Origin of the sequence: Streptomyces sp. NPDC021356, assembly GCF_040641015.1 — a bacterium.
Lineage (GTDB): Bacteria > Actinomycetota > Actinomycetes > Streptomycetales > Streptomycetaceae > Streptomyces.
Map to the genome: position 1 here is coordinate 272,922 of NZ_JBFACU010000010.1, position 13,881 is coordinate 286,802.

Here is a 13,881-nt window from a genome sequence, read left to right on the forward strand (position 1 = left end):
CAAGCGCACCACGCGCAAGAAGGCCGCTCCGGCCGAGGTGCCGGCTGCCGCCGGGGAGGCGGAGGCCAAGCCGCGCCGCCGTACCCGCAAGGCCGCCGAGTCCGCCGACGCCGCCGGTGCGGAGATCCCGGCGCAGGCGACCGGCGAGCCGGAAGCCGCGCCGCGTCGCCGGACCCGCAAGACGGCGGCCGCCGTCGAGTCAGCGGAGGCGTGAGCCACCGCGTCCCCCGGTAGATCGCCGAACGGCCCGGTCCACTCCGTGTGGGCCGGGCCGTTCGGCGTCCGGGCACTCCCCGGCCCGCCGGCTCCCCCGCCCGGGGTGGTCCGGGCCGCCGTCCACCGGGCCCGATAACCTCACGGCATGAGCAGGCCCCCGACCTTCGTCCCGCCGCCCGGCGCCCGGAGCCACCGGCTGCGTACCGCGCGCGGTGAGTTCGCCGTCGTCGACGCGCCCGCGGCGGCCGGTGCCGAAGCCAGGGGCACGGCGCTGCTGCTGCCCGGCTTCACCGGGAGCAAGGAGGACTTCAACCCGCTGCACGCACCGCTCTCCGCGCGCGGCTACCGAACCGTGGCCGTGGACGGACGCGGGCAGTTCGAGTCGGACGGGCCCGAGGACGACGAGTCGGCGTACGCCCAGGAGCAGCTCGCCCGGGACGTTCTCGCGCAGGCCGCCGCGCTCGGCACGCCCGTCCACCTGGTCGGGCACTCCCTCGGGGGGCAGATCGCCCGTGCGGCCGTCCTGCTCGACCACTCCCCCTTCGTCTCGCTCACCCTCATGTCGTCCGGTCCGGCGCAGGTCTCCCCCGCGCAGCGGCAGCGTGTGAAGCTGCTGCGGGACGCGCTCGCGGTGATGTCGATGGCCGAGGTCTGGGACGTCATCCAGTCGATGGAGTCAGCCGCGACGCCCGACGACCCCGCTGCGGGGGACAGTGGTCTCGCGGCGGGCCTCGACTCCGCCGTGGACGACCGGGCGGACCTGCGTCGTCGCTGGCTGGGCAACAAGCCCGCGCAACTGCTGGCCACCGGCCGTCAGCTGTGCGGGGAACCGGACCGGGTAGCGGACCTCGCCGCCGTTCCGCTGCCGTTCCACGTCCTCTCGGGCGCCCGGGACGACGCCTGGCCGGTGCCGCTCCTGGACGACATGGCCGTACGGCTCGGGGCCCGGCGCACGATCGTCGAGGGCGCCGAGCACTCCCCCAACTGCGACCAGCCGCTCGCCACCGCCCTCGCGCTCGCCGACTTCTGGGACAGCACGGACCGGGCGGGCGGCACCGGCACCGGCACCGGCCTCCCGGACCGCACGGACCGCATGGACCAGTAGCGCGGCCGGCCCGTCAGTACTGCGCCTGGAGGTGGTCCCAGAAGCCGTCCCGCAGGGCGCGCCGCAGGTCGGCCTGGCCGCGCAGCGAGTACTGGAGGAGGCCCTCGGCCTCGACCAGGAGGTCCTGGTCCACCGAACCGGGCAGGTAGGGGTGGCCGGGGAGGAGTTCGGCGAGGCTGTCCCGGCCGCGTGCCGCGAGCCACTTCGCGGCGATCTGCGCGCCGACGAAACGGACGTCCTCCCGGCTCGGCCGGGTGGTGCCCGCGGGGTCGTAGGTGGCAGCCGTGCGCCGGGAGACGTAGGGCTTGAAGAAGTCGAGGTCGAGGGTGCGCTGGCTGTCGACCTCCCACAGCAGCGGCTCGGCCTGGTTGCGGCCCTCCGGGGCCTCGATGCCCCACAGGTGGACGCGGGCGCCGTAGCCCTGGGCGGCCTCCACGGCGGAGACCAGGTCCTCGTCGCCGCCGAGCAGGGCGGCGTCGCTGATCGCGCGGTGCCTGGCCAAGGACTCCAGGTCGGAGCGGATGAGGGAGTCGACGCCCTTCTGCTGGTTGTTCGCGTTGAGGTTGCCGAGGCGGACCTTCACGTCGGGCAGTTCGGCGATGGACTGCTGCTCGGCGGTGTGGATGCGGCGCCGGGCGCCGTCGTACCAGTACACGCGCAGCAGCCGGCTGTCGGCGAAGACGGTGCGGGCCCGGTCGATGAGCGCGTCGATGAGGCCCTCGGCGTCCAAATCGAAGGCCCGGCGGTCCTCGGTGCCGGCCACGAGGCGGCCCGCGGCGGCGTAGAGGTACCCGGCATCGACGAAGATCGCGTGGGTGGAGGGTGTCTTGGCCACCTCGGCGAGCATGCGTTCCAGCAGCTCGTTCGTGCGGTCGATGCGGGCGGCGAGCGCCGCGCGGTCCTCGTTCATGGCCTCGTTCATCGGGTCCATTGTCCCGTTGGTCACGCTGCGAATACAACCGGTCCCGGTCGGTCGTTCGAAGTCTTCGACCCGTCAGTAATTAGCCGTTCGAAAAATTTCTTTAGCGTAGGGAATGTTCTCGGCGGGGAACCCGTTGTCCCATAAGGAACGCGGGGCACCGATGCCACGTGCACCATCCATCTCACAGTAATTCTCCGCAGGAGGATGACCAGACGAAGGGAGAAGCCCTTGCGCTTCGAGATCATGCGACTCGACGAGGTCGACGGCACCACCGTGGACAGCACCGTCGTGGACGCCGCCTCCGTCAATCGGATCGTTCAGCAGGCCGCAGCGATCGGCCAGCGGCTCTGGATCCGCCCGGCCGACACCCCGGCCTCGTAACAGCAGGGCCTGGTTTTCGCACTTCGGAGCCCCCGCACGGCACGCGCGAGCGATGCCGTACGGGGGCTCCGTCCGTGCCGCGGCCCGGGCGGGCGCCGGGTCAGGCGCCCCGGACCACCTGGGTGATGCCGTTGATGATCTGCTGGACGGCGATCGCGGAGAGCATCATGCCCGCCAGCCGCGTCACCAGGACCACGCCGCCGTCCTTGATGACCCGGATGATCAGCAGCGAGTAGCGCATGACCAGCCACAGCACGACGTGGATGGCGACGATCGCCGACCACACGGAGATCTGGGTGCCCACACTGTCGGCCTTCTGCACGGCGAGGATGACGGACACGATCGCACCCGGGCCCGCCAGCAGCGGCATGCCGAGCGGGACCAGGGCGACGTTGACGTCCTTGGTCGCCTTGGGCTCGTCGGTCTTGCCGGTGAGCAGGTCCAGCGCGATCAGCAGCAGGAGCAGCCCGCCCGCGATCATCAGCGCGGGAACGGATACGTGCAGGTAGTCGAGGATCTGGTGGCCGAGCACACCGAACACGGCGATCACGCCGCCCGCCACGCAGACGGCCTGGAAGGCCATCCGCTTCTGGATCTTGGCGGGTCGTCCCGCGGTCAGCGCGAGGAAGATCGGCGTGATCCCGGGGGGATCCATGATGACGAAAAGGGTGAGGAAGAGGGAGCCGAAGACGGCAGCGTCGAACATCGTCTGAACAGGCCTTGCGTACGTGCGGAAGAAGAGACCGGAGAGCCCGGAGAGCCCGGAGAGCCCGGAGAGCCCGGAGAGAGAGGAGAGATCCGAGAGGGAGAAGCAGGAGGGCGTGCGAGGGGCGCGTGAGCGTCAGGCCACGCCCGCGACCGCGCCGGTTCCGCCGGCGCCCGGCACCGGGAACGCTCCGGTCGCCCGCCGGGTGATCTCCCCGTACACGTCGGGGTGCGTGGTGAACTCGCCCAGCGAGACCGCCTTGCGGCCGCCGTGGTAGTCGCTGGAGCCGGTGACCAGCAGTCCCAGCTCCTTCGCCAGGCCGCGCAGCCGGGCCCGGGTCTGCGGGTCGTGGTCCATGTGGTCGACCTCGATGCCGTCGAGGCCGGCCGCGGCCAGCTCGGCGATGGCGGACTCCGGGACCGTACGGCCGCGCTTGGCCGCGGCCGGGTGCGCGAGGACACAGACCCCACCGGCCCCCTTGACCAGCCGGATCGCCTCGAACGGGTCCGTCTCGTGCTTGGCGACCCAGGCCCGGCCGCCGTCGGCCAGCCACTGGTCGGTGAAGGCGTCGCTCACGGTCGGTACGACGCCCAGCTCCACGAGGGCGGAGGCGACGTGCGGCCGTCCGACCGAACCGTCGCCCGCGATGCGCGCGACCTGGTCCCAGGTGACCGGGACGCCCAGCTCGTTCAGCTTGGCGACCATGCCCTGCGCGCGCGGCACCCGGTCGTCGCGGACCAGTTCCCGCTCGGCGAGCAGGGCGGGCTCCGCGGGGTCGAAGAGGTAGGCCAGCATGTGCATGCTGATGCCGTCGATGCGGCAGGAGAGTTCGGCGCCGGTGACCAGGGTGAGCCCGTCGGGCAGGGCCGCGACCGCTTCCGCGTGCCCGCGCGTGGTGTCGTGGTCGGTCAGCGCGACGACGTCCAGTCCGGCCGCGGCGGCGTTCCGCACGAGTTCGGCCGGGGAGTCCGTACCGTCGGACGCGGTGGAGTGGGTGTGCAGGTCGATACGCACGACACGGACTCCAGGCTGCGACGGGACGGAAAGGGACACTCAAGGATAACGGGAGACAAGGGGTGCCCCTGTCACAGCCGCTCGGCCGCCCCGCCCCCTACACGGTCACGGCTGCAGCAACCGCGGCGACAGGGCCCCGTACGGCACCAGGTCGACCTCGGCGCCCGCGTCCCGCAGATCGGCCAGGACCAGTTCGTCGTACATCAGCAGGCCCGACTGCTCGGGCCAGACCACCGCCCACAGCCACAGCCCGCGGGCCTCGCCGGCGAAGACGGCGCGGTCCACCGGGACACCGGAGACGTGCCACAGCGGGGTGGGACGGCCACCGGCCAGCACCTTGGCGTCCGGCGGCTTCTCGACGTTCAGGCACGGGCCGGGGTCCGGGCCCTCGATGCCGGCGTAGCGAGCGCCGAGGCCGACGCCCAGCTCCTCGGCGACCAGGATCAGTTCGCCCATGCCGCCGAGCGGTCCGGGACCCGAGCAGGCCACGGCGGTCGCGCGGCCGCCGCTGCGGTCGTCACCCGCGCTGGCCACGCCCGTGAACAGCCAGCCGACGGGCAGTGGCCACGGCATCCACACGGGCACCTGGGTGCGGTGCACGACGACGCCGAGCCCCTCGACGCTGGGCGGGGTCACGGGCTGCACCGGATACACCGTCCCGTGGACAGCGCACTGCCAGGTGTCGCTGAAGAGTCCGGGAGCCCTGACCCGGCCACCGCACTTCGGGCAACTGGGTTCGCCCCTCATAGAGCCCCACGCTCCTACCCGGACCGCGCCGCGTCAAGGACGATCACCCGTCCGGAGGGACCCGCCCGGCCGGACGGCAGGCCCCGCCCGGCCGGACGGCAGGCCCCGCCCGGCCGGAAAGAAGGACCCGCCCGGGCGGAAAGAAGTAGATGCATCTTGCATTAATTAGCCGAGCTAACTTACTATGTGCATAAGCCAACCATCCTGCTGGCCCACCGCACCACCCACCCGCACACTCACCCGTCCCACACCCCTCCGTCCGGATTGGAGCACGCATGGCCGCGGACCCCTTCGACGCGGGCGCCGGCAGCATCCTGCGGCAGCCGAAGGCCGTCTGGGCGACGGCCGGCGCGTCCGTCGTCGCCTTCATGGGCATCGGTCTGGTCGACCCGATCCTGCCCTCCATCGCCAAGGGCCTGGACGCCACCGCCAGCCAGGTCTCCCTGCTGTTCACCTCCTACTTCCTGATCACCGCCGTGGCGATGCTGGTGACCGGCTTCGTCTCCAGCCGCATCGGCGGACGCAAGACGCTGCTGCTCGGCCTCGCCTTCGTGGTGGTCTTCGCCGGGCTCGCCGGCACCTCCGGCTCGGTCGGCCAGCTGGTCGGCTTCCGGGCCGGCTGGGGGCTGGGCAACGCGCTCTTCGTCTCCACGGCGCTCGCGGTCATCGTCGGCGCGGCGGCGGGCGGCAGCGCGGCGGCCATCCTGCTCTACGAGTCCGCGCTCGGCCTCGGCATGGCGTGCGGCCCGCTGGTGGGCGCCCTGCTCGGCAACGCCAGCTGGCGCTACCCCTTCTTCGGCACCGCCTGCCTGATGGCCGTCGGCTTCCTGTGCATCACGGCGTTCCTGAAGGAGCAGCCGAAGCCGGCCCGCAAGACCTCGCTGCTCGACCCGATCAAGGCGCTCGGCCACGGCGGTCTCGCCTCGGCGGCCGTCTCGGCGTTCTTCTACAACTACACGTTCTTCACCGTGCTGGCCTTCACGCCGTTCGTGCTGAACATGACGCCCTACAAGTCGGGCGCCGTCTTCTTCGCCTGGGGCCTGCTGCTCGCGGTGTTCTCCGTGCTGGTGGCCCCGCGCATGCAGGCGCGGTTCGGCTCGCTGAAGGTGCTCGGCGGTTCCCTGGTGCTGCTGGCCGCCGACGTCGTCGTCCTCGGCTACGGCGACCACACCACCGCGATCGTCTGCACCATCCTGTCCGGCGCGTTCATCGGCGTGAACAACACCGTCTACACCGAGCTGGCGCTCGGGGTGTCGGACGCGCCGCGTCCGGTGGCGAGCGCGGGCTACAACTTCGTGCGCTGGTTCGCCGCGGCCGCCGCGCCCTACCTGGCGCCCAAGATCGAGGAGTGGACCGACATCCACGTCCCGTTCGTGGTCGCCGGCGCCACCGCCGTGCTGGGCGCGCTGGTGGTGCTGGTGCGGCGCCGGGCCCTCGCCCACGAGGCGGAGGAGATGGAACCGCGCCACGCGACGGAGGACGGTGTCACCGTCTTCGCCAACTGACGCACCCCACCCACCTCTTGGGTGAGTTCGGTCACTCCAGCGGGACGGACCGGCGGGCAGGGTCCCGCAGGTCCGTCCCACCCGTCAGCCAGCGCTCCTGGAGTGCCTGTGCGCCGTGCACCCGCTTCCAGGCGGCCTCGTTCGGGGTCATCGGCAGCAGCGGCAGGAACCGTACGGGGTCCAGCGGCGCGTCGAGTTCCAGGTCCTCCACCAGGCCGCCCGGCTCGGCCACCAGGACCGAGGTGAAGGGCGCCCCGGGCCACAGCTCCCCGCCCACGTCGAGCGAGGCGCCCGGTGCCACGACCACACCCTCGACCTGCGGGGACGCGGCGAGCACGGCCAGCGGGCGCAGCACCTTGTCGGTGTCGGCGAGCCCGGCCCGCACACTCAGCACCAGCTCGGCGCGCGGCCCCTGGACCGGGTCGGCGAGCAGTACCGTGGGGTCCGCCATCGGACGGGCCGACATGCCGAGGGTGGCGTACCGGACGATGTCCCCCGCCAGGAAGCGCAGTACCTCGATGCGGTCCGTACCGAGGAAGGTGACCGCCGCGCGCGCGTCCGGCTCGCCCAGCGCGGCGCGCAACCGGGCTTCGACCAGTGCAAGAACATCTGCCATGCCGCGAGCATAGAACTCGTCAGTACCCGGCAAAGCGGCACCTTGACACGTTGGCCGACTGATACTCTGACTCGGTGGTTCGGGGCAGCACGCAGAAGCGTCGCGATCAAGCCCCGACGCCGATGGGACTCCCTCACGAGGGACCGGCCGGAGGAGGTGGGGCTGTCATGGATCGAAGTCGACCGTGCAGTAGCACCCGCTCTTCCCGCCGCTGATGTAGCTGTTCCGGCTCCGGCTGACCCGCCACCTCTCGCCTTCGTGCCCCCGCGCGCGTCGTACGGAAGAGCACTTCGTTTCGTTTGCCTGATCGCCCGATCTGACCGATCGAATCAGTGACGAAGCCCGTCACCGCGTCGGTGCGGTGCTCCCCGCTTTGTGGACGTGCGAAACATCCGCACACCGGACGTCCTCATTCCGGGCAGTTCCGACCGCCGTCGGCGCTCTTCGTCGCTCGTCACGAAGGAGCCCCGCATGTCGATGATCCGTGACCTGCGTGCCGTGGTCCGCCCGTCGCGCCCGGCACAGCGCAAGGACAGCGGCACGTACGACACCACCCGCGACCCGGCCACCCCCTCGGCCGTCGTCGACTGCGCCGTCTACCGCGACGGCGCCCGTCTGGAGACCCCCGCACCGCTCACGCCGCAGGAGGCGATGCGCCAGGTGCGGCGCGACGGGGGCTTCGTGTGGATCGGGCTGCACGAGCCCACCGAGGCCGAATTCGCGGGCATCGCCTCGGAGTTCGGACTGCACCCCCTCGCCGTCGAGGACGCCGTCCAGGCCCACCAGCGGCCCAAGCTGGAGCGCTACGACGACTCCCTGTTCACCGTCTTCAAGACCATCCACTACGTCGACCACGACCAGCTCACCGCCAACAGCGAGGTGGTCGAGACGGGTGAGGTGATGTGCTTCACCGGACGGGACTTCTTCATCACCGTCCGCCACGGCGGGCAGGGTTCGCTGCGGGCCCTGCGGCACCGGCTGCAGGACGAGCCGGACCTGCTGGCCAAGGGCCCCTCGGCGGTGCTGCACGCCATCGCCGACCACGTCGTGGACGGCTACATCGCGGTCGCCTCCGCCCTCCAGGACGACGTGGACGAGGTCGAGACCGAGGTGTTCTCGCCGGGCCGCGGCCGCACCCCGCGCGGCACCGACGCCGGGCGGATCTACCAGCTCAAGCGCGAGGTCATGGAGTTCAAGCGCGCGGTGTCCCCGCTGCTGCGGCCCATGCAGCTGCTGAGCGAGCGGCCCATGCGGCTGATCGACCCGGACATCCAGAAGTACTTCCGGGACGTCGCCGACCACCTGGCCCGCGCCCAGGAGCAGGTCATCGGCTTCGACGAACTGCTCAACTCCATCCTCCAGGCCAACCTCGCCCAGGCCTCCGTCGCGCAGAACGAGGACATGCGGAAGATCACCGCATGGGCCGCGATCATCGCCGTACCGACGATGGTGTGCGGGGTCTACGGCATGAACTTCAAGTACATGCCCGAGACCCACTGGAAGTACGGGTACCCGGCGGTCATGGCCATCACGGCCGCGATCTGCCTCGGCATCCACCGCACGCTCAAGCGCAACGGCTGGCTGTGAGCGGCGGCGCCGCCCCGGCCGCGCCTCGCTACCCTGCTCCCATGACTGCTGCGTTCCTCGACCGGGCCCTCGTCGAGGAGGCCACGAAGAAGTCCGGCCTCATCTGGGTCCACGGACCCGGTGTCCCGGCCCGTCCGCTGTGGCACGTCTGGCACGAGGGTGCCGCGTGCCTGGTCGGCGACGGCCCCGGCGAGCAGCCACTGCCGCACCTGACCGACGGGGGCACCGCCGAGGTGACGGTGCGCAGCAAGGACAAGGGCGGCCGGCTGGTCACCTGGACGGCCCGGGCCGTGGAGCTGGCCCCGGGGTCGCAGGCGTGGCGGGAGACGGTGGCCGAGCTGAAGGGCAAGCGCCTGAACGCGCCGGACGGCGAGGCCATGACCGAGCGCTGGGCCCGCGAGTGCCGGGTGCTGCGCCTGGAACCGACGGGGACCGTCGAGGCGCTGCCCGACGGTTCGCTGTCCGCGGCGCCGCTGCCCACTCCGGCGACCACGCGGCAGCCGGCCCCGGCGGGGCTGCCCCGGCTGCTGCTGAAGAAGCGGCGGCGCAAGTGACGGAACGCGGCCGGGACGAGCGCGGCACGCGCCCTGGGCCGGCGGCAGTGCCCGGGGGCCGCTCTCAGGACGCCGGCAGCTGCTTGCCGTAGTCGACCGTGTCGTCGGCGTCCGGCTCGGCCAGCGGGAAGTCCTTGCCCCACTCCGAGAAGCTCAGCGTGCCCGCGTCGCCGGCCCGGACCAGCCGCAGCGGGTAGGGGGTGCCCTCCAGGGAGACGTCCAGGGTGCCGCCGGTGCCCTTGCCGCCGGTGACGCGGACGGTACGGACTCCGGACTGCTCGTGGTGGCCGTCCGTCGCGAGGGTGCCGTGCAGCGTCAGCAGGCTCTCCAGGAGCACGCCCTTGTCCGTGAAACCGCTGAACCGCTTGTAGGCGGGGTCGTCCTGCGGCACCTTCACGTACTTGCCGTCGAGCTTTCCGGCCGCCCCCCCGTCCGGGCCGTTCTTCCCGTTCGCCGTGTGATCGCCGTCCTTGCCGTCGCCGTCGGCGCTGTCCCAGAACTGGGCGTCCGCCTTCAGGTACAGCTGCCTGCCGACCCGCAGCAGCCCGAACGTCACCCCCTGCGAGGTGACCGAACCGGTGCCGCCGCCGGACTTCAGACGCATGTCGAGCCGGTAGGTACGGCCGTTGCTGACCACGTTCCCCGACAGGTGCACGGCGCCGGCGGACTCGGCGGCCGTCCTGGACCTGGCCTGGATGCGGTCGGCCGGCAGCTTGCCGACGCCGTTGGTCCCCGCGTCCGGGTCGCCCCCGGAGCACCCCGTGAGCCCCGTGCCCGTGACGACGGCCAGCGCGCACAGCGCGCTCGTCAGCGCGGCCCGGCGGGTACGGCGGCACGGGGGGATCGCAGTCACGGGCGGCACTGCCTTTCTTGCTCGCGAGCGGTGGGCGCCGGGAGGCGGCGGGCGCTGCGGAGCGTACGCGGGGCGCACGCCACGCAGTCGGCGCGACGGGCGGGACCCGTAGCGGCGTACGGCAGCGTACCGGGGGCGGCCCCGCCCGGCGGAGCCAGTCCGTCCGCACGGCTCACCAGGGCGTATCCGGACGGGACGGGCTAGCCTGAAGCCCACTTGAGCGGGCAGGGGGAAAGACCCGGCACGTGAGTCGCAGGGCATGAGGTCGCAGGACGAGCAGATCGAGAAGTCGCAGATCAAGAAGCGGCAGATCAAGAAGTCGCAGAGCGAGAAGTCGCGGAGCAGGAAAGGGAGGCGCGGTCATGGCAGCGGGCGCCCCGCGGATCTTCGTCTCGCACCTCGCGGGCGTCGCCGTCTTCGATCCGGCGGGCGACCAGGTGGGGCGGGTGCGCGACCTGGTCGTCATGCTGCGCGTCGGCCGTCGGCCGCCCCGCCTGCTCGGGCTCGTCGTCGAACTCTCCACCCGGCGCCGCATCTTCCTGCCCATGACCCGCGTCACCAGCATCGAGTCGGGTCAGGTCATCACCACCGGGGTGCTCAACGTGCGGCGGTTCGAGCAGCGGCCCACCGAGCGACTCGTCTTCGGCGAGCTGCTGGACCGGCGGGTCACGCTCGTGGAGGGCGGCGAGCAGGTCACGGTGCTGGACCTGTCGGTGCATCAGCTGCCCGCGCGCCGGGACTGGGAGGTCGACCGGGTCTTCGTCCGCAAGGGCCGCAAGGGCGGCGCGTTCCGGCGCAGCAAGGGGGAGACGCTGACCGTCGAGTGGTCGGCGGTCAGCGGGTTCTCGCTGGAGGAGCACGGGCAGGGCGCGGAGAGCCTGCTCGCCACCTTCGAGCAGCTGCGCCCCGCCGACCTCGCGAACGTGCTGCACCATCTGTCGCCCAAGCGGCGCGCGGAGGTCGCCGCCGCCCTGGACGACGACCGCCTCGCCGACGTCCTCGAAGAACTGCCGGAGGACGACCAGATCGAGATCCTGGGCAAGCTGAAGGGGGAACGCGCGGCCGATGTGCTGGAGGCCATGGACCCCGACGACGCGGCCGACCTGCTAGCCGAGCTGCCCGAGGCGGAGCAGGAGCGGCTGCTGGGCCTGATGCAGCCCGCCGACGCCGCCGACATGCGCCGCCTGATGTCGTACGAGGAGCACACCGCGGGCGGCCTGATGACGACCGAGCCGATCGTGCTGCGCCCGGACGCGACGGTCGCCGACGCGCTCGCCCGGGTCCGCAACCGCGACCTGTCCCCCGCGCTCGCCGCCCAGGTCTACGTCTGCCGGCCGCCCGACGACACCCCGACGGGCAAGTACCTGGGCACGGTCCACTTCCAGCGGCTGCTGCGCGACCCGCCCTACACGCTCGTCAGCTCGATCCTCGACGACGACCTGCAACCGCTCGCGCCGGACGCCACGCTGCCGGTGGTCGCCGGGTTCTTCGCGACGTACGACATGGTCGCGGCGCCCGTCGTGGACGAGGCCGGTGCGTTGCTGGGCGCGGTCACCGTGGACGACGTCCTGGACCACATGCTGCCCGACGACTGGCGCGAGACGGAGTTCCACCTGGACGACGGGCCCGGCGGCTCGGCGGGCGGCACGACGGGAGACGGACGCACGACGGGGCGCGGCCAGGGAGACGGACAGGGGGTGGGCGCGCATGGCGGCTGAGCGCGAGAGCACACGCGAGCGGCACCCGGCCGGGGCCACCGCCGCGGGCCGCCCCCGGGCCGCCCGGCTGGACCAGCCGCGCCCGCTGCGGCGCAGGCTGCTGCCCGAGTGGGACCCCGAGGCCTTCGGCCGGCTCTCCGAGCGGATCGCGCGTTTCCTGGGCACCGGACGGTTCATCGTCTGGATGACGGTGGTGATCATCGTCTGGATCATCTGGAACGTGGCCGCACCCCGCCATCTGCGCTTCGACGAGTACCCGTTCATCTTCCTGACCCTGGCGCTGTCCCTCCAGGCCTCCTACGCCGCCCCGCTGATCCTGCTGGCGCAGAACCGGCAGGACGACCGGGACCGGGTCAACCTCGAACAGGACCGCAAGCAGAACGAGCGCTCGATCGCCGACACCGAGTACCTGACCCGGGAGATCGCCGCGCTGCGCATAGGCCTGGGCGAGGTGGCGACCCGCGACTGGATCCGCTCGGAACTGCAGGACGTGATGAAGGAACTTCAGGAGCGGCACGGCGACCGTCACGAACCAGCCGTATTCCCGGCAGAACGTCCGCCCCGGCGTGACATGGACGACCGCTGACGGGGGTCCCGGGGCCGCCGCCGCGCGCCGTACCATCGTCCTTATGGCTACGGAAGACGCGGTGCGCGCAGCGCTGGCGACGGTTGACGACCCCGAGATCCACCGACCCATCACCGAGCTGGGCATGGTCAAATCGGTGGAGATCGGCGCGGACGGATCGGTCGCGGTCACCGTGTACCTGACGGTCTCCGGCTGCCCCATGCGCGAGACGATCACCCAGCGGGTGACCGACGCGGTCTCCCGTGTGGAGGGCGTCACCCGCGTCGACGTGTCGCTGGACGTGATGAGCGACGAGCAGCGCAAGGAGCTGGCGAGCGCCCTGCGTGGCGGCCAGGCCGAGCGCGAGGTCCCCTTCGCCAAGCCGGGCAGCCTGACCCGGGTCTACGCGGTCGCCTCCGGCAAGGGCGGGGTCGGCAAGTCCTCGGTGACGGTGAACCTGGCGGCGGCGATGGCGGCCGACGGCCTGAAGGTGGGCGTGGTCGACGCCGACATCTACGGTCACAGCGTGCCCCGCATGCTGGGCGCGGACGGCCGTCCCACCCAGGTCGAGAACATGATCATGCCGCCGTCGGCGAACGGCGTGAAGGTCATCTCCATCGGCATGTTCACCCCGGGCAACGCGCCGGTCGTCTGGCGCGGCCCGATGCTGCACCGCGCGCTCCAGCAGTTCCTGGCGGACGTGTACTGGGGCGACCTGGACGTCCTGCTGCTGGACCTGCCGCCCGGCACCGGTGACATCGCGATCTCCGTCGCCCAGCTGGTGCCCAACGCGGAGATCCTGGTGGTGACGACGCCCCAGCAGGCCGCCGCCGAGGTGGCCGAGCGGGCGGGCTCCATCGCCGTGCAGACCCACCAGAAGATCGTCGGCGTCGTCGAGAACATGTCCGGCCTGCCCTGCCCGCACTGCGGCGAGATGGTCGACGTGTTCGGCACGGGCGGCGGCCAGACGGTCGCCGACGGCCTGACCCGCACCACGGGCGCCTCGGTCCCGGTCCTCGGTTCCATCCCCATCGACGTCCGGCTGCGCGAGGGCGGCGACGACGGCAAGCCCGTCGTCCTGTCCGACCCGGACTCCCCGGCCGGCTCGGCGCTGCGCGCGATCGCGGGCAAGCTCGGCGGGCGCCAGCGCGGCCTTTCGGGGCTCTCGCTGGGCCTCACGCCGAAGAACAAGTTCTAGGCCCCACACGGGCCCACGGGCCGCGGGGGCCCGGTCAGGCGAGCCCCTGCGGCCCTCCTACGGGGCGGTGGGAGCCCGTACGACGAGGAAGGGCGCCGTCGGCGCGGGCCGCGGCCAGCGTCGTCGGGGCCCCGGCGGGGTGGGGCGGCGTGGGCGGGGCGGTCGGGGGCCCCCGCGAGGCGCCGCCCGCGAGC

Annotated in this window: 15 protein-coding genes; 9 read left to right on the forward strand and 6 right to left on the reverse strand. The window is 72.3% G+C overall.

Going from position 1 to position 13,881, the window contains the following annotated elements; translation table 11 throughout:
- Together AB0G56_RS16380 and AB0G56_RS16385 are read left to right on the forward strand one after the other, a co-directional pair.
- On the forward strand, positions 1-214 hold a 214-nt coding region (locus tag AB0G56_RS16380; RefSeq protein WP_360969581.1), incomplete at its 5' end, for a hypothetical protein.
- Between the two features lie 147 nt (positions 215-361).
- Complete coding sequence (locus tag AB0G56_RS16385; RefSeq protein WP_360969583.1) at positions 362-1,321, forward strand: alpha/beta hydrolase; 960 nt, start codon at positions 362-364, stop codon at positions 1,319-1,321.
- A gap of 13 nt (positions 1,322-1,334) precedes the next feature.
- Here the strand turns inward: AB0G56_RS16385 and AB0G56_RS16390 are convergent, their stop codons facing one another.
- The gene (locus AB0G56_RS16390) at positions 1,335-2,243 is read right to left on the reverse strand and encodes an NYN domain-containing protein (protein WP_360969585.1); all 909 of its coding nucleotides are present in this window, start codon (positions 2,241-2,243) and stop codon (positions 1,335-1,337) included.
- A gap of 204 nt (positions 2,244-2,447) precedes the next feature.
- Here AB0G56_RS16390 and AB0G56_RS16395 point away from each other — a divergent pair, with 204 nt between their 5' ends.
- Positions 2,448-2,624, forward strand: a complete 177-nt coding sequence (locus AB0G56_RS16395) for a hypothetical protein (protein ID WP_360969635.1) — start codon at positions 2,448-2,450, stop codon at positions 2,622-2,624.
- Between the two features lie 100 nt (positions 2,625-2,724).
- Here AB0G56_RS16395 and AB0G56_RS16400 read toward each other — a convergent pair whose 3' ends face one another.
- The 3 genes from AB0G56_RS16400 to AB0G56_RS16410 form a co-directional block, all read right to left on the reverse strand.
- A complete protein-coding gene (locus tag AB0G56_RS16400; RefSeq protein ID WP_360969587.1) occupies positions 2,725-3,330 on the reverse strand; it encodes a MarC family protein in 606 nt (201 codons plus the stop codon).
- Between the two features lie 135 nt (positions 3,331-3,465).
- A complete protein-coding gene (locus tag AB0G56_RS16405; RefSeq protein WP_360969589.1) occupies positions 3,466-4,344 on the reverse strand; it encodes a PHP domain-containing protein in 879 nt (292 codons plus the stop codon).
- 105 nt (positions 4,345-4,449) lie between these two features.
- Positions 4,450-5,091: a DUF6758 family protein gene (locus AB0G56_RS16410; protein WP_360969591.1), complete on the reverse strand. Its 642-nt coding sequence runs from the start codon at positions 5,089-5,091 to the stop codon at positions 4,450-4,452.
- A 275-nt stretch (positions 5,092-5,366) separates the two neighbouring features.
- Here AB0G56_RS16410 and AB0G56_RS16415 point away from each other — a divergent pair, with 275 nt between their 5' ends.
- Positions 5,367-6,596 carry an MFS transporter gene (locus AB0G56_RS16415; protein ID WP_360969592.1) on the forward strand — a complete coding sequence of 410 codons (1,230 nt, stop codon included), beginning with the start codon at positions 5,367-5,369 and terminating at the stop codon, positions 6,594-6,596.
- 31 nt (positions 6,597-6,627) lie between these two features.
- Here AB0G56_RS16415 and AB0G56_RS16420 read toward each other — a convergent pair whose 3' ends face one another.
- Positions 6,628-7,212: a suppressor of fused domain protein gene (locus tag AB0G56_RS16420; protein WP_360969594.1), complete on the reverse strand. Its 585-nt coding sequence runs from the start codon at positions 7,210-7,212 to the stop codon at positions 6,628-6,630.
- 471 nt (positions 7,213-7,683) lie between these two features.
- Between AB0G56_RS16420 and AB0G56_RS16425 the strand changes: the two genes are divergently transcribed.
- Positions 7,684-8,799: a magnesium and cobalt transport protein CorA gene (locus AB0G56_RS16425; protein WP_360969596.1), complete on the forward strand. Its 1,116-nt coding sequence runs from the start codon at positions 7,684-7,686 to the stop codon at positions 8,797-8,799.
- Positions 8,800-8,840: 41 nt separating this feature from the next.
- Entirely contained in the window at positions 8,841-9,353 is a 513-nt protein-coding gene (locus tag AB0G56_RS16430; RefSeq protein WP_360969597.1) for a hypothetical protein, read from the forward strand.
- 64 nt (positions 9,354-9,417) lie between these two features.
- Here AB0G56_RS16430 and AB0G56_RS16435 read toward each other — a convergent pair whose 3' ends face one another.
- A complete protein-coding gene (locus AB0G56_RS16435) occupies positions 9,418-10,206 on the reverse strand; it encodes a hypothetical protein (protein WP_360969599.1) in 789 nt (262 codons plus the stop codon).
- A gap of 362 nt (positions 10,207-10,568) precedes the next feature.
- On the opposite strand from AB0G56_RS16435, the gene AB0G56_RS16440 reads away from it, so the two are divergent.
- The 3 genes from AB0G56_RS16440 to AB0G56_RS16450 are packed head-to-tail and all read left to right on the forward strand — an operon-like array spanning position 10,569 to position 13,687.
- Positions 10,569-11,924 carry a CBS domain-containing protein gene (locus AB0G56_RS16440; RefSeq protein ID WP_360969601.1) on the forward strand — a complete coding sequence of 452 codons (1,356 nt, stop codon included), beginning with the start codon at positions 10,569-10,571 and terminating at the stop codon, positions 11,922-11,924.
- Positions 11,914-12,510 (forward strand): DUF1003 domain-containing protein, encoded by a 597-nt coding sequence (locus AB0G56_RS16445; RefSeq protein ID WP_360969603.1) that lies wholly within the window; start codon positions 11,914-11,916, stop codon positions 12,508-12,510. Before AB0G56_RS16440 ends, AB0G56_RS16445 begins: the two co-directional genes overlap by 11 nt.
- Before the next feature lie 43 nt (positions 12,511-12,553).
- Positions 12,554-13,687: an Mrp/NBP35 family ATP-binding protein gene (locus AB0G56_RS16450; protein WP_360969605.1), complete on the forward strand. Its 1,134-nt coding sequence runs from the start codon at positions 12,554-12,556 to the stop codon at positions 13,685-13,687.
- Positions 13,688-13,881 lie beyond the last annotated feature (194 nt).

Coding starts and splice junctions, on each gene's coding strand:
- AB0G56_RS16385 (WP_360969583.1), top strand. CDS start 362: ATGAGCAGGCCCCCGACCTTCGTCCCGCCGCCCGGCGCCCGGAGCCAC.
- AB0G56_RS16390 (WP_360969585.1), bottom strand. CDS start 2,243: ATGAACGAGGCCATGAACGAGGACCGCGCGGCGCTCGCCGCCCGCATC.
- AB0G56_RS16440 (WP_360969601.1), top strand. CDS start 10,569: ATGGCAGCGGGCGCCCCGCGGATCTTCGTCTCGCACCTCGCGGGCGTC.
- AB0G56_RS16425 (WP_360969596.1), top strand. CDS start 7,684: ATGTCGATGATCCGTGACCTGCGTGCCGTGGTCCGCCCGTCGCGCCCG.
- AB0G56_RS16430 (WP_360969597.1), top strand. CDS start 8,841: ATGACTGCTGCGTTCCTCGACCGGGCCCTCGTCGAGGAGGCCACGAAG.
- AB0G56_RS16415 (WP_360969592.1), top strand. CDS start 5,367: ATGGCCGCGGACCCCTTCGACGCGGGCGCCGGCAGCATCCTGCGGCAG.
- AB0G56_RS16400 (WP_360969587.1), bottom strand. CDS start 3,330: ATGTTCGACGCTGCCGTCTTCGGCTCCCTCTTCCTCACCCTTTTCGTC.
- AB0G56_RS16395 (WP_360969635.1), top strand. CDS start 2,448: ATGACCAGACGAAGGGAGAAGCCCTTGCGCTTCGAGATCATGCGACTC.
- AB0G56_RS16420 (WP_360969594.1), bottom strand. CDS start 7,212: ATGGCAGATGTTCTTGCACTGGTCGAAGCCCGGTTGCGCGCCGCGCTG.
- AB0G56_RS16445 (WP_360969603.1), top strand. CDS start 11,914: ATGGCGGCTGAGCGCGAGAGCACACGCGAGCGGCACCCGGCCGGGGCC.
- AB0G56_RS16450 (WP_360969605.1), top strand. CDS start 12,554: ATGGCTACGGAAGACGCGGTGCGCGCAGCGCTGGCGACGGTTGACGAC.
- AB0G56_RS16410 (WP_360969591.1), bottom strand. CDS start 5,091: ATGAGGGGCGAACCCAGTTGCCCGAAGTGCGGTGGCCGGGTCAGGGCT.